The organism is uncultured Gimesia sp., from assembly GCF_963976445.1.
Taxonomy (GTDB): domain Bacteria; phylum Planctomycetota; class Planctomycetia; order Planctomycetales; family Planctomycetaceae; genus Gimesia.
In genome coordinates, this window is the sequence record NZ_CAXBKP010000029.1 from 1 (window position 1) to 19,904 (window position 19,904).

The 19,904-nt window shown below is 47.8% G+C and carries 15 protein-coding genes and 1 tRNA gene; 6 read left to right on the plus strand and 10 right to left on the minus strand.

The window, feature by feature from the left end; genetic code table 11:
- Together AAC022_RS23065 and AAC022_RS23070 are read left to right on the plus strand one after the other, a co-directional pair.
- Window positions 1-196 (plus strand): hypothetical protein (locus AAC022_RS23065; protein ID WP_339734902.1); only part of this gene is annotated, 196 nt, incomplete at its 5' end.
- A 208-nt stretch (window positions 197-404) separates the two neighbouring features.
- Window positions 405-704, plus strand: coding sequence for a hypothetical protein (locus AAC022_RS23070; RefSeq protein ID WP_339734904.1), 300 nt, complete (start codon window positions 405-407; stop codon window positions 702-704).
- Window positions 705-859: 155 nt separating this feature from the next.
- On the opposite strand, the gene AAC022_RS23075 is transcribed toward AAC022_RS23070, so the two are convergent.
- A complete protein-coding gene (locus tag AAC022_RS23075) occupies window positions 860-1,792 on the minus strand; it encodes a leucine-rich repeat domain-containing protein (RefSeq protein ID WP_339734906.1) in 933 nt (310 codons plus the stop codon).
- Window positions 1,793-2,291: 499 nt separating this feature from the next.
- On the opposite strand from AAC022_RS23075, the gene AAC022_RS23080 reads away from it, so the two are divergent.
- Entirely contained in the window at window positions 2,292-3,083 is a 792-nt protein-coding gene (locus AAC022_RS23080; RefSeq protein ID WP_339734908.1) for a helix-turn-helix domain-containing protein, read from the plus strand.
- Here the strand turns inward: AAC022_RS23080 and AAC022_RS23085 are convergent.
- The 6 genes from AAC022_RS23085 to AAC022_RS23110 form a co-directional block, all read right to left on the minus strand.
- Window positions 3,072-4,355, minus strand: a complete 1,284-nt coding sequence (locus AAC022_RS23085; RefSeq protein ID WP_339734910.1) for a site-specific integrase — start codon at window positions 4,353-4,355, stop codon at window positions 3,072-3,074. The two genes, AAC022_RS23080 and AAC022_RS23085, sit on opposite strands and share 12 nt — an antisense overlap.
- Window positions 4,356-4,570: 215 nt before the next feature.
- Window positions 4,571-4,652 (minus strand) — tRNA-Leu (locus AAC022_RS23090).
- A gap of 137 nt (window positions 4,653-4,789) precedes the next feature.
- Window positions 4,790-5,314, minus strand: coding sequence for a UvrB/UvrC motif-containing protein (locus tag AAC022_RS23095; RefSeq protein ID WP_339734912.1), 525 nt, complete (start codon window positions 5,312-5,314; stop codon window positions 4,790-4,792).
- 111 nt (window positions 5,315-5,425) lie between these two features.
- The gene (locus AAC022_RS23100; protein WP_339734914.1) at window positions 5,426-5,809 is read right to left on the minus strand and encodes a CoA-binding protein; all 384 of its coding nucleotides are present in this window, start codon (window positions 5,807-5,809) and stop codon (window positions 5,426-5,428) included.
- 8 nt (window positions 5,810-5,817) lie between these two features.
- A complete protein-coding gene (locus AAC022_RS23105; RefSeq protein ID WP_339734916.1) occupies window positions 5,818-6,813 on the minus strand; it encodes a DUF6807 family protein in 996 nt (331 codons plus the stop codon).
- A gap of 117 nt (window positions 6,814-6,930) precedes the next feature.
- Window positions 6,931-8,427 carry a Gfo/Idh/MocA family oxidoreductase gene (locus AAC022_RS23110; RefSeq protein ID WP_339734918.1) on the minus strand — a complete coding sequence of 499 codons (1,497 nt, stop codon included), beginning with the start codon at window positions 8,425-8,427 and terminating at the stop codon, window positions 6,931-6,933.
- A 282-nt stretch (window positions 8,428-8,709) separates the two neighbouring features.
- Here AAC022_RS23110 and AAC022_RS23115 point away from each other — a divergent pair, with 282 nt between their 5' ends.
- The 3 genes from AAC022_RS23115 to AAC022_RS23125 all read left to right on the plus strand — a co-directional run bounded on the left by AAC022_RS23115 (window position 8,710) and on the right by AAC022_RS23125 (window position 13,897).
- Window positions 8,710-9,642 carry a bifunctional riboflavin kinase/FAD synthetase gene (locus AAC022_RS23115; protein ID WP_339734919.1) on the plus strand — a complete coding sequence of 311 codons (933 nt, stop codon included), beginning with the start codon at window positions 8,710-8,712 and terminating at the stop codon, window positions 9,640-9,642.
- Between the two features lie 75 nt (window positions 9,643-9,717).
- A complete protein-coding gene (locus tag AAC022_RS23120) occupies window positions 9,718-10,716 on the plus strand; it encodes a bifunctional oligoribonuclease/PAP phosphatase NrnA (protein ID WP_339734921.1) in 999 nt (332 codons plus the stop codon).
- 127 nt (window positions 10,717-10,843) lie between these two features.
- The gene (locus AAC022_RS23125; protein ID WP_339734923.1) at window positions 10,844-13,897 is read left to right on the plus strand and encodes a PVC-type heme-binding CxxCH protein; all 3,054 of its coding nucleotides are present in this window, start codon (window positions 10,844-10,846) and stop codon (window positions 13,895-13,897) included.
- A gap of 134 nt (window positions 13,898-14,031) precedes the next feature.
- On the opposite strand, the gene AAC022_RS23130 is transcribed toward AAC022_RS23125, so the two are convergent.
- The 3 genes from AAC022_RS23130 to AAC022_RS23140 all read right to left on the minus strand — a co-directional run bounded on the left by AAC022_RS23130 (window position 14,032) and on the right by AAC022_RS23140 (window position 19,851).
- Window positions 14,032-17,112: a M56 family metallopeptidase gene (locus tag AAC022_RS23130; protein WP_339734925.1), complete on the minus strand. Its 3,081-nt coding sequence runs from the start codon at window positions 17,110-17,112 to the stop codon at window positions 14,032-14,034.
- On the minus strand, window positions 17,112-17,555 hold the full coding sequence (locus AAC022_RS23135; protein ID WP_339734927.1) for a BlaI/MecI/CopY family transcriptional regulator: 444 nt from the start codon (window positions 17,553-17,555) through the stop codon (window positions 17,112-17,114). The genes AAC022_RS23130 and AAC022_RS23135 overlap by 1 nt, the downstream gene beginning before the upstream one ends.
- A gap of 298 nt (window positions 17,556-17,853) precedes the next feature.
- Window positions 17,854-19,851, minus strand: a complete 1,998-nt coding sequence (locus AAC022_RS23140; RefSeq protein ID WP_339734929.1) for a cytochrome b N-terminal domain-containing protein — start codon at window positions 19,849-19,851, stop codon at window positions 17,854-17,856.
- Between the last annotated feature and the right edge of the window lie 53 nt (window positions 19,852-19,904).

Below are 19,904 nucleotides of genomic sequence, written 5' to 3' on the forward strand. Positions count from 1 at the left end.
GGCTTTGCGCGGCGATAACCGGGCGGTTCAGAATACGTCAGGATTTTCTGCTGTGGATTCTTTAACAGTCAAAGCTAAGTTCAGTTCTTCATTCTTTACTATTACCCCCCAACCCCTTAACTCTGTTGATGTAAAGAGCGACAGCAAAATAACAGAAGAAGAGCAAAAAGACCTCTTCGACCGCCCTCCTCCCTGATTAGATCATTCAAATCCCATCCTCAAGAGCAATTTGAACCATTTTTAGAAGATGGAATCGGGGGTGGTGCGTATGCAATTAGATGAAGAGAAAATCCCGAAGGGGAAGAAGGCAATTTGTTAGGCTGCAAGCCTGACACTTTCACGGAGCGGAGCGGAGTGAAAGAGAGAGAAGAGAAAACTAATTAACCAATAGGAAAATATAGAATATGAAAGCAAACATCAACATACTTAGAATTCACAAAGGTCAAGTCGTCCCTTGGAATCATTATTTACAAGATGACATTATCGGCATAGAAACAATCGAGCGAGTGGCACTAGAAGTTGCCCTTGTGAAAGAAACTTGTCTGCCGTTCAAAATCAATTGTATTTTCGAATCAGAAGAGGATGCAGAAATCTTTTGCAGACAGTACAGCCATAAAGTAATAAGAAATATAAAGAAGAAATCAGTGCTGAAGCGGCCAAAAAAAGAAGCTATTGAGCCATTTGATAACATAATTTTTGTTTGATGTTCTATATATGAAACAGAGAGGCGACTAAAGCTGCTTTAGTGCGCACTGAGTTGCCCTGAAGCAGCTTTTGATCAGAAAGAGGCATCTGCTATGGATCTGATTAAGGCCCTGAGAATGGCGTGGGGGGAGCAATAAAGGATTGAGAATATTAGTCAATATGAAATATCGCTTAAAAGAGGCAGTGCTTTCTGGAGTTTTGTTATGCCTTCTTTGGAGACATTGGTGTTTTTGAGAGACAACGTGAGAAGCTTCTTCAACCTGCTCAGATAATTCAGCCCTTCATCACTGACCTGTGTGTTATTGAGATACAACCATACTAGAGTCGTAAAACCACCGAGATGCTTCAGACCACCATCGCTGATCTGTGTGTCATTGAGGTTCAACTGTTCGAGATTTGTCAAACCACCAAGATGCTTCAGCCCTTCGTCACTGATCTGTGTGTTATTGAGATACAACCATGATAGATTTGTCAAACCACCGAGATGCTTTAGCCCTTCATCACTGATCTGTGTATCATCAAGAAACAATATCTCAAGATTCGACAATCTGCTGAGATGCTTTAGTCCTTCATTACCAATTTTTGTATGTTCAAGTTCCAATTGTGTAAGATTTATCAAAATGCCGAGATGTTTCATCCCTTCATCGCTAACTTGTGTGTTTCCGATGTCCAAGAATTTAAGATTCGTCAAACTGCTAAGATGCTTTAACCCTTCATCACTGATCTGTGTGTTATTGAGACCCAAAGATCTAAGATTCGTCAAGCCGTTGAGATACTTTATTCCGTCGTCATTGACACTTCTGCTGACGACAGACAAATTTTTGAGATTAGGCAAATCAATGAAGTGCTTCTTAAGATGCTTCAGATCTTCATCACTGATTGGTCTTTTGTAAAAATGCACAGAGTATTCAGGAGCATATATATAATTCGCAACTTCCCCTCCCAGCTTCTTAATTTCCCTAATCGCAACCTGCTCTTTGTGATACGGAAACCAGACTGCCAGAAACACCCACAGTACCATCATCACGACAGCAATAATGCCGAACCATAACAGTTTTGGAATGCGAAGTAATTTTGGTTTGGACATATTGATGATTCCAGCATTAGGTTACCCGCTTCGCAGTGTGAAGAGTGGATGGGATTGAACCCAAATCTACTTCTGTGTCACGTACTCACATTATACGAAAAAATTGTCCAAAGTAAAATTTGATGTATGAGTTAGGGCAGCCCTCACATGAGACCTGAGCAGCCTTTCAATCAGCCAGTAAAATCCTGCTTTGGATCTGCTTGAGGGGCTTAGGGTGGAAGTCAGAGGCGTATCTAAAGTGGGCTGAATTGCCGTAGGTCATTTTTCATGAAGCCTTTTAGGCATTGTGGGTCTGGAAGGTTTTTTGCATTAAACGAATAAAGCCCCTGATTCAGTTTGTCAGGGGCGTTAAGAGTACCTGCTTCTACAGAAAAGGTTGGGCCAAATATTATTATCTCTTTGCAGTCAAAACACTTAGTGAATCGTTTTCTTTGAAGTTTATTAAATAACACGTATTATTCATCAGGTTGTTTTATATTCGAAATAGAAGGAAAGAGCGATGGTTTTATCTGATGGAGAGCGAGTTTCAAATAAAGACAATGGTAGCTTGAATTTGCCCAACATAGATGAGATTTTGGCAGAAGCAGAAGCTACTATTGGGCAATGCTGCATAATGCATGGTGCTCATATCCAATATGCGAATATTGCAGGACGAAAAGTAAAAGATATCAGGAATACTTTCAGGGATGGATTTAGTATTTCTGATCGGGCCATCCCACTAGTTAAAGGCAAAGAAGTTGATGAAAACTATTCTGTTTTGCAGGGAGAAACCTTAGAGTTTGCAAATCAATCAGGTGTCAAAGGTTTGGGTAATCTCTTTACTAAAGAAAAGCTTGCTGAGTTCTGGGGTGTCTCTGAAGAAGCCGTAGAGAGTCTTCTCTCTGGTAGTGGTATTTCCCCTATGGTTTTAGATGGTAAAGAACTTTACTCTGAGCTTGTCATTGACAAAATATTCACAGGTGAAGAAGTTCCTTCAGTAGAACCTTTGGCTATCGCTAAAACAGAAGAGTCTGTTGGTGATGATAGAATGAAGTCTTTAGAATCGAAGCTTGAAGAAGTTCTTCAGGCAGTGAATCAAAATAAGCTTGAAAAAGATTTGAAGGTAGAAAAAAAATGGTTCACAACAAAAGAAGTAGGCAAGCTTCTAAAGCGAAAACCAAACACGATTATGCAAGCATGCAATGCAGGAAGAATTAAGGCTGAAAAAGATGAGGGGGGTAAAAACTGGAGAATTTCAGAAGTTGAGCTTAACAGACTTTTAGCTTCAGGAAGAATTCCTTCAGGTAAATAAATCATCCATAGCATCATTCATGTCTTCAGGAAAAAGATGTCTATACTGTTCTGTCACTTCGCTGTTAGGTTTGTGCCCCATACATGATGCAATGGCGGCTTCAGGTTTTCCTCTTTGTGCTAAATTCGAGCAGAAGGAATGCCTGAATACATGCCACCCTTTCAGAACTTCCCACTTGCTGTTTTTTAGTGTCCTTTCAAAGGCTTGTCTCATTTGATCTTTTGAAAGAGGCTTTGGTTTAACTGCAACAATTCTTGCTTTTGATAATTTAGGATCTGGCAGAGTGGCGATAGTAAATTTGCCACCTACATGATTGTTTTTGAAATAGTCTTTCATAACTTCTGTAAGCTTAGGATGAATTCTGATTTGTCTGTAGCTCAGGCTTTGGGTTCTGTCTTTCTTCTTCTGTCTTATTTGTACTCTTTTGTTTTTAAAATCAAAATCTGAAATTTCACTTCTCATAATTTCAGAGCGTCGAGCACCCGTATAAATCGCAAAACAAAATGCAGGGTGAATGAAATTATGTCTTGCATTTTCTTTTACGAATTTGAGAAGTTCTTCTAGTTCTGATTCTCGCAAAAATAGGCAATCCCACTCTTCTTTGATTTCTTTTTCATCGGTTAAGTGCTTGACTATTTCATCAATTTGCTCCCAAGCCGCAAAAGGTTTTTTTGCTTTCCCTTTAGGGAGTATTACATCTTTGGCCGGCGATTCTTTTTCTTTAGAAATATAACCTATCCTCTGGGCTACTCCCCAAAGAAAGTTAAAGGTTTGAATTTCTTTTCCTATAGTTCTGGGGGCTACTGGCTTATTTTTAAAATTCGTTGGTGGATTCATTCTGTCTTTGACATACTTTTGTAGTTTGTCAGTTGTAATTGACTGAATCGCAATATTTCCCATGAATAGAACTAAATTGTTCATGTGGGTTTTTTCTGTATCTATAGAAGATGGCTCTTTGCCTACAGCATATTTTTCTGCATATTCGTTCCATAAAGTTTCCAGCTTTATGGATTTTATAGCGGTGGGTTTGGCAGTTAGTTTTCCTCCTGAAAGAATAAAATTACCAATCTCTTTTTCAGTCATCCCATCAGAAATGGAAATCCTCCCTGTTTCAATAAGTACGATCGTTTCTTCAATTTCTACGCATCTAGCTGAAGCAATCTTCTTTGATTGAGTTTTTAAGGATCGATTGAATTGTTTTGGTTTTTCGTTGATCGGAAATCTAAATGTGACATAGTAAATTCCGGTTGGTTTTTGATGAATACTTGCCATGAGTGAGGATCTATTTGTAAAGGCAAAAAATCGTCTGTAAAATTTCGGTGCTAAATCGGGCCGAACCAGATAATCCAGCCTTAAAATACTACCGTCTACAAATCACGGTTAAAAGACGGTTGTTGCTTTTTTGTTACTTATTGTGATCTGCTAGTAGTGTGTAAACAAAAAAACGACTCACGGCATTTGCCATAAGTCGTTTTATTTCAATGTATTGGGGATGACAGGACTTGAACCTGCACGCCTTGCGGCACTAGATCCTAAATCTAGCGTGTCTGCCAATTCCACCACATCCCCGGGGAATTTTGATTCTGCAGGAATACTAACGATTTCCAGAGGCTGATACAAATCGGTCAGGAGAAAAAAGTCTGACTTTCAGAGGGTTTTGGGAGAATTTTCCGGTTTTATGCCGGGAATTCGGGCATCCGGAATTGTTAATCTTCTGTGGTCTCGGATTCGGAACTGATTTGCTCTTCCTGCTCGAGTTTGGAAATCTGATCGCGGAGTGCGGCGGCTGCTTCGTAATTTTCTTCTGCGACGGCAGCTGTCAACTCGCGGCGGAGTTTGATCAGGTTGTATTGCTGCTGGCTCGAGGTGGGGGCTCGCTTGGGGAATTTGCCGATGTGGACACATTCGCCGTGAATATTTTCCAGGAGCTGAATCAGCGGTTCCCGGAAGGCAATATAGTCGTGTGGACAGCCGAGCCGCCCTTCACTGCGAAATTCCTGAAAGGTGATGCCACAATTCGGGCATTCCAGTTCTTCATCGAGTTCCAAATCCTGCGAGTTGAGCTCGATCAGTGTGGCTTCGTCCTGGGGTTCCCATTCGTCCTGAGGGGCCTGGCCGCTGATATATTCCTGGAAATGATCTTCGCAGAAATGCAGTGCCTGTGCCTGCCCGCTCTGAATTTCGGTCAGGTGATAGACGGCCGGTTTGTTACAGACTTTACATTTTTTCATGGTCGAGGCTTTTCAGGTACCGGACAAATGAAGGAATTCATCAAACGCAAATGAATCACGTCTGAATTTATTCTATACGAACCGGTACAGGGGCTCAATCGCGATTCCGATTTATTCCGGATGATCAGACGGCGATTCGCCGATCGCGATGATACTGCACGCTTGAATGACGTTCAGCCCGAGTTCCCTGGCACGCTCAAGTAAGTCCGGACTTTCACTGCCGGGATTGAACCAGATTTCGTTTGCCCCGCGGCTACGAATCTGTTCCAGTAATTGAATCCCGACTTCGGGGGGCACATACACGCTGATCCGGTCGAGCTGTTTTGACGGAACTTGTTCCAGGCTGGGGTAGGCGGTTAACCCTTCGATATTGGATTCCGTGGGATGGACGGGGTACACGTCGTAACCCTGTTTTATATGAGCGCGAACCGATTTGTTTCCGTATTTCTGTCGGTCCGCGCTGGCTCCAATGATGGCAATAGTTGGTTTGCCCATGTGATATCCTATTTCTTCAAAGAAGCGGCAAATTCAGCATAGCGTTTCTGAATCTCTGCCTGTGCGGGAGTCTCCCCTTCACTGACAATCACCCGGTATTTCATTTCCAGTGGCTTGCTTTCATCGAACTTCGTATCAAAGAAAGCACCAAAGCGACCGTAGGGACGTTCGGAATAGCGTGATGGTTTTGGAACGCTGGGATCTTCCATGTATTCCACATTGTAATGTTTGCCGTCAATGTCATACGACATTTCGAACCAGCCCAGATTGATGTGGCCGTTGGGGTCGGTTTTGTCGGAGACCTGAAACGGAGCCGGTTGTTGTGGGAATCCTTCGGGGCGAACGTATTTCGCGTTGTTGGATTCGGCGACGGGTTGCGCGGCGCGATACTGGAAGCCGGCGTGCTGGCGGTCGCCATCGAGGATGATTTCGCCGCGTTTGCTTTCGAGTTTCGTTCGCCAGTCGATCTGCCAGGCGGGAATTTTAGAAGTGGCGACTTTGATCGGCGTGACAGTCACAGTGCGGGTTTCCACAATGACTGGTTTGCCTTTGGCGTCGTTCCAGTGAATTTCCGCAGTCATCGTGCCGGATTCGGGGCCGCCTTTCATCTCGATCATTTTAGCATGACGCAGATGAGCGCCTTTCTTACAGTGCCAGAAATCGAGTTCTTTGCCGTTGAATTTGGTTTTATTCCAGCCCACATACAGTCCGCGGTGATGTGTGTATTTTCCGCCGGGGCCTTTGGTGATGATGGCTTTACTGCCCGGTCCGTAAACATGGTGGAAGACTTTGTAGGTGTCATGAATGCTCTCTGCGGATGAGTCATCGTAGGGGTAGACGTATTGCAGAACCGGAGTGCCATTAAAATACAGATCGGCGACTTTTTTCTCGGGCTGATCTTTCCAGGTGAAACCGACTTTTTCCTCTGCGTTAACCGCTGAGACGAATGTGAGCAGCGTCATCATTGCTGAGAGGACGATTGAAAATGCAGAAAAACGTTTCATGGTAAGATCCATAGGACTAAAAGGTGAAAATAATATTGGGTGTGATCTATATGGTACGTGAAAAAATTCCCGCGTTCCAGAGCGGAACGCGGGAATTGGTATTTTCAAGCCGTATGGTTAACCAGCGTTCGAATTGGGATCATTCTTCGGAGGTTTTCCATCGATCCAGGGACCGGCCAGTGACATGTAGGCGGGTTCTTCCAGAAGGCTTCCTTTGTCGCCCGCTTTCCAGCCTGGAATGTGTTTGGGTTTCTGCCGTGCTTTGGACATGGTTTCCCATTTCTTGGACCAGCTTCCGTCACCATCGGTGATTTCCAGCGTGTCCGTATCGAAGTGGTAAACCTTACCGTTGCGATAGCTGTTGGAACCCATATTCACAACGGCAATGGCAGCAGCACCGAGGTCAGGTGGGTTGTTACACTTGCTCTGATCATTGGCCTGCATTGCTTCTACCCAGTTTTTGAAGTGAGCATACGTTGTATCTTTGATTTGAGCGACATCAATTCGCTGCTGCTTCAAAGAACTATCTCGCGTCACTTGAGGACGTTCGGGGATGAAGTCGTATCCGTCGAAACCTTCGCCGTTACCAAAGACGAACGAACCATTGTGCCCGCGAATGATCTGCTTGATGCGGGTTTCCTGGTTACACATTGTGGCGTTAATCAGCCCCTGCGCGCCTTCGTTGAAGTCGGCGGCTACAGTGGCGACATCGGGAACATCACGTCCGTCATATTCCAGATAGAGGCCCCCTGCACCGACAACACGGCCGGGATAACGCAGGCCGGTTGCTTTCAACATAGCGGTTGTTCTGTGGACGAACAGGTCGGTAAACATACCCGATCCAAATGGCCAGAAGCGACGCCATTGTGCGTACACAGCGCGGTCGAATGGCTGGAATTCTGCCAGGCCTTCTTTGGTACCCAACCAGAGATTCCAGTCGATGTTTTTGGGATTCATTTCTTTTTTCAGAGCGTAATACCGCCATTGTCCCATGGACGAGTTACGGAAGTATTCGGTCTGGAACTGAAGGACTTTACCCAGTTGTCCGTCCTGCAGGCGTGCTCGGACGTCGTCCCAGACAGGGAGACTGGTGGACTGCACACCGACCTGCATGATCTTGCCGGTCTTCTTCCAGGTTTCGACGACGGCCAATGCTTCTTCGACTTTTTTCGTCATTGGTTTTTCACAATAGACGTGCAGACCGGCGTTCATCGCGTCGATGGTCTGCTTGGCATGCCAGTGGTCAGGAGTACCGATGGCGACGGCATCCAGTTTTTCTTTTTCGAGCATGTCGAGGTAGTTCACATAAGCGGTAACATCGTTACCCAGCTCTTTTTTGATGTAGTTCGCTGTGCGATCACGGTGTTCTGAATAGACGTCTGATACGGCGACCAGCTCGATATTCATCCCATCCTTCTTCAGTTGAACCAATTTTTTGACGTGCGCACCAAATCCGCGCCCACCTGGTCCAATAAATCCAATGCGAATGGCTTCGTTACTGTTACCAGCTCCGAAGGCCGGCGCAGTCGCCAGTCCAGCGATTGTGCTGGCAGCAACAGCTGTCGTTCCTGATGTTTTCAGGAAATCTCTTCGATTGATGGGGCTTTGATCCATTTCGTTATCTCCAGTTATTTAATAAAGTGAGTCTGTTACTGGATGGCATCAAGGGACGGTGATACCAAGCTGTTCTATACTTTTGTGGTGAGCACCCTCTGGTGCAGCGGGGGAAGGAGAGGGAAACACTCTCCTTACGCATAATAGTAGCAATATTGGGGGCCAGATGGTACTTATCACTCTATATTTTCTGAATTGTTGCCGATTCAATTGATACAGCCTGATCGAAATATCGGGCATAGAGATTTTCTAAGTAAAGGCAATAAATTGTTGGGTTAAGTGGTGTTTATACGTGAAGTAAAAGGATTCAACGTCTGCCAGGGAGGCATCGTCTCAATTGGTAACTTTGATGGCGTGCATCGCGGGCATCAACTAATGATTCAGGCATTGGTTCAACAGGCCCGTGATGAGAAACTGCCCGCGATTGTGTTCACATTTGATCCTCATCCGATTCAACTGCTCCGTCCCGACCACGTGCCCCCGGAATTGATGGGGATTGAAGACCGTGCCGCTATTCTAGAGAGTCTGGGTGTTGATTGTGTGGTTGCCTACCCAACTGATCGGGCCTTACTCAATTTGAGTGCCGAAGAATTCTTTCAACAGGTTTTATGCGATCAACTTCAGGCGAAAGGTCTGGTGGAAGGTCCCAACTTTTATTTCGGCAAAGACCGCGCGGGTGATGTCAAGCTATTGCAGACACTGTGTGAGCGTGCCGGAATGTTTTTTAAAGTGGTCGAACCGAGTTTGTGTGACACACGGATGATTTCTTCCTCGGAAGTCCGCAAAGCGATTCAATCAGGGGAAGTGGCTCTGGCGGAAAAGATGCTGGGCCGTCCTTATCAGATCAAAGGAACCGTAGAACACGGTGCCGAACGGGGAAGAAAGCTGGGCTTTCCGACAGCTAACTTGAGCCAGGTGGCAACGCTCCTGCCTGCCGCTGGCGTCTATTGTGGGTTTGGGATTGTGGGAGAACAGCGTTATCCAGCGGCGATTCATATTGGTGCGAATCCGACGTTTCACAACTCAGAAATAAAGGTGGAAGTGCATTTGATCGGTTTTTCTGGTGAGATTTACGATCAGGTGCTAGAGGTCGATTTGATAGAACGCTTGCGCGCTACAGAGGTGTTTTCTGATGCCGAGGCACTCAAAACTCAGTTGGCGATTGACATTGATTCAGCAAAAAAGCAGCTCAAGCAATGGAACGCCGCTCAATAATTGCCTAAGATGCCTCAATGGCAAAGTGGAATCAGTTACTGGAATTTGCAGGTAAACGCAGCGCAGGAAACATCAATGAGCAGTATTAACTGGACTCCCCTTTGTGAAATCATCGAAGCACATCAAAAGTTTCTCCTTTCCTGCCATGTGCGTCCAGATGCGGATGCTCTGGGATCTGAACTGGCTCTGGCCTGCTTTTTGAAAGAGCTGGGTAAAGAAGTCCGTGTCATCAATCCGTCAGCGCATCCCAAAAGCCTGAACTTTCTAGTGCAGGAGCACGAAGTCCGCTACGTGGGTGATGGTGTGACCACGGAGGATTTTGAATGGGCCGAAGTGCATATCATTCTCGATACCAGTGCCTGGTCACAGTTACCCGGACTGGCGAATTTCTACCGTAAAACGGATTCGAAGAAAGTGGTGATTGATCATCACGTCAGCTCTGATTCTCTGGGCGCGGAAGAGTTCAAAGACATTACTTCTCCGGCAGCGGGGTGTCTGGTGTATGATCTGGGCAAAGCCCTCAAGTGCACGGTGACGCCGGAAATCGCGACCTTGATTTATGCTGCCATTGCCACCGATACAGGCTGGTTTCGATTTCCCTCAACAACCAGTTACACGATGCAGATCATTAGTGAGCTGGTTAAAGCGGGAGCAGAGCCACATCAGATTTATGAGCTGTTGTACGAACAGAATAGTTTGCCGCAGTTAAAATTGATGGGCCGCGTACTGGACAAGGTGCAGACCGACTTCGACGGACAGCTGGCTTATACGGTTGTCAGTTGTGAAGACTTCAGTGCAACGGGAACAACGCCCGTGGATACCGAGGGTCTCGTTAATTATTGTCTGACACTAGCGGGCACTCAGGCGGCGTTTATCGCCGTCGAACAGCGCAGCCGACAGGTGAAAATCAGTTTTCGCAGTCGTTCCGAATGGGATATTTCCAAAATTGCCGAATCGTTCGGCGGCGGCGGACATCGTCAGGCATCGGGCGCTATGTTAAATGGCCCGCTTTCTTCAGCCGTCACCAAAGTTCTGGTTAAATTTCGCGAACTGTTTGACACGATTGAGAAATAACGGTCTGTATTTCTCAATTTTATCAGTGATCTCCATGGCGATTTGATTGCTCTTGCTTCGTGGCTGATATAGCATAAATGATATCAAGCTATGTTTGTCTATTTATTCCAACCACAGAGGGTAATCGATGCGCTTCCACTACCTAAACCGGTTTTCTGTCTCTCTTCTGACGTTTACACTGCTCTTTGGTTTGCTGTTCAAATTCTCTGCAGCCGAAAGCCCGATTCGAAATACACAAGACCCCAAAGATATTGCGACCACTCCGGAACAGACTGTCAAAAATATGACCGTTCCAGAGGGCTTCAAGGTGACGGTGTTCGCCAGTGAGCCCGATGTGCATCAGCCGATTGGGTTTGAAATTGATGATCGGGGCCGTGTCTGGGTCGCTGAATGTTTCACCTATGAACGCGGCACATTCGATGATCAGTATGAGGATCGAATTGTTATTCTGGAAGATACCAACGGCGATGGCAAAATGGATCGGCGAAAAATCTTCTGGCAGGGACCGGGTCCTCTGACAAGCGTCACTGTTGGTTCAAATGGTGTCTGGGCATTATGCCGCGGGGAATTACTTTACTTCGAAGACAAAAACCACGACGATGTTCCTGATGGGAAACCACAGGTTCTACTCGAAGGCTGGAACTATAAAACGATCCGACACAATATTGTCAGCGGCCTGACCTGGGGCCCGGATGGCTGGTTGTATGGAAGACACGGAATTACCGATACCTCACTGGTGGGAACTCCCGAGACCGATCCTTCGCAGCGCACGCTGATTCATTGTGGCATCTGGCGCTATCACCCCGTTCGGAAAACGATTGAAGAAGTCAGTTCCGGAACCACCAATCCCTGGGGCTTTGATTACGATGAATACGGCCAGATGTTCTTCACGAATAATGTAAATGGTCATTTATGGCACATGATTCCTGGTTCGCATTACATTCGCATGAATGGTCACGGCAGCGATCCGAATCCTTATGTTTATGAGTTGATGACGAAGTGTGCCGACCACGATCACTGGGACAGTTCTTCAGGAAAATGGTCTGATTCACGTGATACGTCTGGAATTCATGGGAAACTGGGGGGCGGCCATAGTCATTGTGGTGGCATGATTTATCTGGGCGATAACTGGCCGCAGAGATATCGTAATAGCCTCTTCCTGTGCAACACGCACGGGCATCGTGTGAATAATGACGCACTCGAACGCGAAGGCTCAGGGTATGTGGGCACGCATCGTCCCGATTTTCTATTAACCGGTTCAGATTGGTTTCGAGGAACCGAATTAAAATACGGACCCGATGGCAGCGTTTATCTTTCTGACTGGGCTGATCTGGGAGAATGCCACGACCATGATGGCGTGCATCGTACCAGCGGACGCATTTATAAAATTTCGTATGGCGATGTGACGCAGCCGAAAAAACTGGATCTGAATCAGCTTTCCGACAGCGAACTCGTCAAGCTGCAACTGCATCCGAATGACTGGTATGTCCGCCATGCTCGTCGCATTCTGATGGAGCGAGCGGGAACGACTGCAAACTGGAGTCAGCCCAAAGCGGAATTATTGAACATCTTTAATACATCAAAAGAGGTCCCCCGGCGGCTGCGTGCGATGTGGGCTCTGTATTGTACAAATCAATTGAATGATGCGTGGCTGGTGAAACAACTGAATGATCCCAGTGAGCACGTTCGCATCTGGGCGATTCGGTATCTGGTTGATGATGGAAAAGTCTCTCCAGAGGCTGTTCAACAATTTGCAAAAATGGCGAAACAGGAATCCTCTGGACTGGTCCGACTTTATCTGGCGTCGGCGATGCAGTCACTTGCCCCGCAGGATTGCTGGGAGATCGCAGCGGCCCTTGATCAGAATCATACAGACACAGAAGACCGCAATTTTACGCTGATGCTTTGGTATGGAATTGAACCAGCGGTCATGGCGGAGAGTGATTCCGCACTGCAATTTCTAAGTCATTCCACACGACCACTGGTACGACAGCTCGTGGCACGGCGGTTGACGGAAGACATTGATCAACATCCCGAATATGTAAAACAACTGGTACAGCAGGTGATTGACGCGAAGGACTCTGAGGTTCAAGAAGACCTGTTAACTGGTATCCAGGCAGCGCTACAGGGCCGATTGAAAGCCCAGGCACCGAAAAACTGGCAGGCGCTCAAAGAGCAGACTGCGAAAGCAGACTCAAAGGAACTGCAGACACGGGTGACCGAACTGTCTATCGTATTCGGAGATGGCCAGACGATGGATGCACTCAAGCAGATCGTTCTCGATTCGGATCAGTCGATGAAAAGCCGTTATCAGGCACTGGAATCATTATTGGGCAGTTCCCAGGATAAAGATTTGCTGCCCGTGATTCAGAAGTCGGCGAATTACACTGAATTGCAGCCGTTGGCCTTTCGGGGTTTGTCGCGGTTTTATGATCCTAAAACAATTCAACGCATGTTGGGTCGCTATCGGAATATCAAAAATGAGGGACGTCAGGCTTTGATGGACACGCTCTGCAGTCGCAAGGAATATGCTCTCTTGCTGTTGACGGCCATCGATAAGAAACAGGTGCCTCAGGGTGAAGTCTCTGCATTTCATGTGCGTCAGTTGCGCAATTTTCAAGACAAGGAAGTGGTCGAAAAACTGAATCAGGTTTGGGGCCAGGCCCGAGAAACTCCTGAAAAGAAACGGGCACAGATTGAAGGTTATAAAACATTGCTGACGGCAGAACGACTGCAGCAGTCAGACCGTGTGCAAGGCCGGGCGCTCTACGAAAAAACGTGTGCGAAATGTCATCGTCTGTTTGGGAGCGGTGGAAGCATCGGCCCGGATCTGACCGGTGCCAATCGGACCAATATGGATTATCTGCTGGAAAATATGGTGGACCCCTCTGCCCTGATTCCCAAAGGATACGAGATGGTAGTGCTTGCTCTGGAAGATGGTCGCATTTTGAATGGGACGATTGTCAGACAGACCGATCAGCAATTGACCTTACAGACGCAGAATGAGCAACTTGTGCTGGATCGACGTCAGATTGAAGAAATCAATCAGTCCAAGCTATCTCTGATGCCGGAAGGGCAACTCGATCAGCTGACCAAACAGCAGTTGGCTGATCTGATCGCTTACATTGCTGGAAATACGCAGGTGAAGCCACCCGTTGCAGCCGCCACGACGAGCCCTTGAATCAAAGTAGTGGTGCTGATTCAGTAGTATCGATATTCGGGCGGCTCGGAATAGACTTCCGAGTTGCCCTGGTTTTTTACTGGATGCCACGGACGCAGAGGCTCTCACAAAGACGCCATTCGTCGTTGACTCTTTTAGTTACGCTTCTCTTTGAGGACGCGTTCAATTTCGCGGCTCAGTAGTGTGTATTGAAACTGATTCATGATCTCCATCATCTCAGCTGGAGTTGCATTCTCGGCAGGCGGCCATTTGACGCCGCTGGCCTCAGCGAGATTCTTCATGTAGGTCGCTTTGTCCTGCGCTGGTTCCACATCACTGCGAAATGTGATCTTGCCGTCTGCATTGATCACAATCAGAGTCGGGTAACTCTGTACGCCGTATTTCTCACTAGTTACACCATCCAGAATTGAAGTGCCCCGGTCAATTCCCGTGGGAGTCGTCCACTGTTCGCTTAGTTTCAATTTGTTGATCTGACTCATTTCGCCATCCGCGGTATGGATGCCGAGGAAGACAACGCCCTGCTCTGCAAATTTCTTGGCCAGTTTCTTTTGTGCAGGAATCGAAGCGACGCAGCCACTGCAGCGGAGTCCCCAGAAATCAATGACCACAATTTGACCGCGATAGTCCGACAGTTTGCGGGGACGTCCATCTGACCACTCCGCGATCTCCCACTCAGGGGCGATTAGTCCGACGGCCAGTGGCTTTGTTTTTTCTTCGGTGGCTGTGATAGAAGTTGCCAGTTTTTGCAGTCGAATTGTGACTTCCGTGTTGTCTTTCTTGTTTTTACTGACAAATAGATTGGTGTGTTTTATTTTTGTTCCCCAACGTAAGGAGACTTGAACCACACCGCTGGGTAAATTATTAATCACCGCCCGACCATCGGCGTCAGTGCGAACAGCTTGTCGTCTTAGGGCATATTTACCTCCTGGTTCCACAATTGCTCCAGGGAGAGGCTTGCCCTGTTCATCGAGAACACGGACGGGGATCGAATATCCGGGGCGCAGTGTGAGTGTTTTGAAATCGATGGGGGGAAAGTCCTTTGAAACGGTGACATCGTTCGAGTCCATCCCAGCAAAACTGTCTTTTGTCAGAACGACCGAAAATTGCTGTTCATCAGCAGCTTGGTTGTCATACTCATACATGGGAGAAGCCAGTGCGAAGCTGCCATCGAGTGCGGTATTTGTTGCTACCCCCGTGTCACCACTACCTCCTCCTTTCATGCCAAAGACCATTCCCACCCGCACCCCTGCGAGCGGTTTTCCTTCCACATCGACGACGCGACCGACCAGTTTTTGATTGCCGATTGGTTTGGATACTTCAGGCTCAAATGTGAGTAGGGGAACGCCGTTGTTGAGTGTGACAGTGGCTTTGTTTATGGTTGCTTTTTTCCCCGCCTTGTCGATCATTTGCGTTGTATCCGAATCGGGAAGGCGTTTCAGGGAGACGACTTGAGAATTGTCAAAACCAGGTTCCACGATTAGTTCGGCTGACATATTGACAAGAGTAAATATTAATTTGCCACTGGTGCCGACTTCTGTCAGCCTGCCGCGCCCTTCCTGGTTCAGGAAACTGTTTGATGATGCATTCGCTTTCTGGAACGAGACCGATTCCCCCTTCAGCCATGCTGCCCGTTTCGCATCATCCTCAATCTCCTCTATGGATGCTAATAATCGAATGGGCTGATCCTCGTTTTGCAAGCCTAATAGTTGAAGTTGTTGGTCATTGAGTTTACCTTTCCAGTGTACGTTCCAGACCGCTCCTGTTTGCGCTACAATGTCGTGTTCAACAACGGGGTTGTCAGGTGTTGTTGTTAACGCGCGCGTACATTCTTCCGGCATGAGCCAATATCCGGGTTTCAATGTAGGAAACCACATCTGCACATTGCCCAAAGGGACTTCAATGCGATACTGCCCTGCCTCGTTCGTCGTTCCTTGAATGGTTCTCTTGTCAGGATCTGGTTCTGATGCCACTAGAATCTGGATGCCTGCGTCCGCCACTGGCTTTCCAGTTTGAACTTCCCGGACGGAACCTGTGATGAAATACTGATTTGGTTTATTATTATCTGGAACTGCTTCTGTTTTTGGGGACACTGCCGCTTGCTTCGGTTTCGGGCTGCTTTGTTCCCGGGTTTGCGCCACGTCGCTCAAGCCCGTCACAAACAAAATCAGTAACACGCCGATGGCAAGTGCTGACTTCGTGCGGCTGTCCTGAATCGGCGATGTAAGCTGATTGATGCGAGCACGCAGCGCAGAATGTTTGCCCGCCATAGGGAGCGCAGCAACTGGCCCCTGTGTCTGCCGGGCAAGGCGGATTAATAACTCACCATAAGCATGACGTGCTTGCTTATCGAAATTCTCAACCGTTGCTGAATCCACGGCCTGCTCAATTTCACGGCGCATGCGATTGCTGATCAGGTAGGCCAGCGGATTGAACCAGTGTACGGTGATGGCGAGACGGCTTAATAACAGCAGTAAAACGTCACGGCGGCGAATGTGTTCTAGTTCATGATTGACAATCGCCTGCCGTTCTTCTTCACCGAAATCGGACCATAAATTTCGCGGCAGCAAAATGGTCGGCCGCCAGAATCCACAAGTGGACGGTCCAATATGAGGATCGGTAACGAAACAGCGAACAGGGAACCAGAGTCTGTCCCTCTTTTGTCTTTCTTCAATCAGTTTGAGCAGACCTACATCCCGGAGCCGTTCACTGTTTTTGATGAGTCGTGCTAATATGATCTTGGAACCGATCCATCTGCAAAGCACAACGCAACAACCAGTCAGCCAAAGAAACGCCAGGAAACTGGAACGCGAAATGGGGACGCTGGTTTGGGACTCTTGCGGTAGAATGACTGGAGTGTGCGATGCGTGATGCTCTTGAGACAGCTCAGCAGTTGAGTTCCGGTGATCTGGCTGAAGCGAATTGGGGCGGGGAGTCAATTTTATGGCAGTCGATTCAGTGGAAGAAACCACGGCTATGGGAGTTGGATATTTGCTATCGAAATCGAAAAAATAGAAGAGGCTCAACCCGCTTGCTGGAATCAGCAGTACAGCCAGACGTGCCAGCGGAATGGCCCATAGAAGTGCACGCCATTTGGGTGAAATCCAGCGGTGCATCGTCGAAGTCAGACAGAAGATGATGCCAGCCAGCACGAATGCCTGCCAGGTGGCACGCCAGACAAGTGCCAATAACGCGGTCAATTCAAAATCGAAGTTCATTATTTCTTTCTCCGTCTTGAAGATGATTTGTTGGAAGATTGGTCAGCATTCGGCTCTGACTTTTCTGTGAGACGTTCATCTAAACGTTGTCTGAGTTCTTCCACTTCGTCACTGGAAAGCGTTTCATTCTCGACAAAATGGAGTAATAACGACTGCAGGTCTCCGGCAAAGAATCGTTCCGTAAAGGAACGGGCTGCTAGACGCACGCATTCATTTCGCGTGACTGCCGCACGATAGAGATGTCGCGAACCGTCAACGCGCACTGTGACAGCACCCTTTTCGACCAGACGCGTGAGGAGCGTTCTCACAGTTCGATGACTTCGCTTTCGAATTGGTTCGACGCGGGCGATGATTTCGCCGGCTGTCTGGTCCTCAGCTTTCCAGACGCTGAGCATCACATCCCATTCTGCATCAGTGATTTGTAATTCTGATCGCTGGCTCATGGTATCCCCTGTGACTACGTGTGTAGTAATGTTCTGGCTTAGTGTTACCACAAGTGTAGTAATGCTGCAAGCAGAAAAATTGAGATTGAGCAGATGATGCTGCGCGTTCGTATCAGATCGCTATAAATTGACGACGCAACAGCAGACTTCAGCAGGCTGGAACGATGCGAGCGCTCCACCAGACAAGTCAGTGTGAGATCAGGAGTTGGATCCAAGACGAATCAACGTGAGCGGGCTACCAGCGTCTGCCACTTGGGAAGAAGCTGATCGTGCCCCGTTGATCGATTGAACTGTGAAGTTATTTTTCCTCTTCAGGACGCTGCCATTCGCCGCGCATCCAATTAACGAGCAGGTTCAGATCATGCTGAGAGAGTTTTGATTCTTCAAATGAAGGCATGATATTTTTCTCGCCATAAAAGTGTTCTGCTTCCGGATTGCGAATAAAATCGGAGAGCCATTTGGATGAGCCGTAGCCATTCAAGTCTGGAGCAGCGCCGCCCCCCTCTTCTTCGGGGTCGCCTGCTTTCATGGCGTGGCACTGGGCGCAGTAACCATCGAAGTCGACCACTTTCCCTGATTTATCTTTGAAATCGATGCCACTGAAGACGGACACGCCGCGTTTGATGACTGATTCGCTGACCAGTTCCGCATTGCGGTGTTTGGCTTCGCGTGCGATGAGTGCCGCGACTGCTTCGATGTCTTCTTTCGAGAGTACGCCTTCAGGACCGACATAGCTGTCAGCCCAGTCGCTCATGTCTCCGTGCAGAATTGCATCTCCCCCTTTTGTTGTGCCGAGGTGTCCAAAAAACCTGGGGGCTTTCGGATCTGTCAGAAATTCGGCAATCCATTCGGTTGTCGCAAAGCCAGCCAGATCGGAAGCGCGGGGAGTTGCTTTGACCTTTTTGCCATCTTTCATTTCCATGATATAGTGCCCTGTTCCGTCGTGACCATTCCAGGTATGACAGACTCCGCAATGCCGTGCAAAAATCAGCGGCCCTATTGATTTGGGGTCATTCTGCAGGAGCGAAGCAGGTCCTTCCGGGGGCACGCCATTTTCACTGGCCAGCCACGAGGCACGGGCCGCATAGGCGATTTCCTGTGAACGTTTTAAGGCATAGTCGGGAGCACTTCGCTCCAGATTGACTCCATACCAGCTGATGCCGCAAATGATCAATAAACCGCCCATATAAACGGCAATCGCCAGACGTTGTCCCCATTTCTCACCCAGAACTTTTTCATAAAAGGGAACCAGGATCAGGATGGCAAGCAGCACGCCTGGTAAGACGGCAGTCACCAGGACTTCAAGTTCCTTGGGAACCATGTGCCTGAGCTCAAATAGAAACCGCACAAACCATTCAGGACGCGCGATATAAGGGATTGAGCTGTCGGCGGGCGCTTCAAGTTTGATCTCGCTGGGAGGCAGGTCCATTTCCCACTCCGCCAGTCCTGGCGCCACATGCTGATTTTTGAGGGTGGGGTAAACCAGCATCTGGAGAATCACGATCCCGATCAGGATCAGAGTTAAGACCAGGGTGCGTGTTGTCTGGTAAGGCCAGTAAGGTTGTGTGAGTTCGTCTTTGACCGGGTCATCTTCATCCAGTTCAAAATCGATCTCCGGGTCATCGGCGGCTTCTTTGATTTTCGCGGTCCGCAGACGCTCACGACGCACCAACGCCATGTGAATCGTAAACAGCAGAATGGCTATTACAGGCAGAACGACGACGTGAATCGTATAAAGCCGTGTTAATGTCAGATTTCCGAATTCGCTACCGCCGACGATGACGGATCGGAGTGAGGAACCGATCCCCGGCATGGTACCGGCGATTCCTGTTTCAATTTGATAAGACCAGTAACCTTTCTGGTCCCAGGGAAGCGGATTTCCGGTAATTGTGAGTCCGACAATCACGCCTCCAATGAGCAGGCTGGTCCAATAAACAAATTCTTTCGGTTTGCGATAACCGGCTGAAATGATAACCAGGAATATGTGAATGATGACCGCAACAATCATCATGTGTGCGACGTAATGATGTAGACCACGCACAAACCAGCCCAGGTCTACCTGTGTTTCAATGTAATGTACGCTACCCCAGGCGGCCGCTTCAGATGGGCTGTAAACCGTCATCAATAGTGTGCCGGTGATGATTTCCAGCAGCATCAGCAGAACCAGTGCCCCGCCCCAAATGTTTTGCCAGCGGGAGCGTCTCTTCGTTGGGAAATTCAATAAAAAAATGGCATGGAAGAATTTCTTGTAGCCGGTTCGCTCATCGATCCACTGTTTGGTTTTTTCTGACAGCACTGAAACATCTCCCTATGGGAAATTAAAATAATTACGTCAACGGAGTAAGGTAT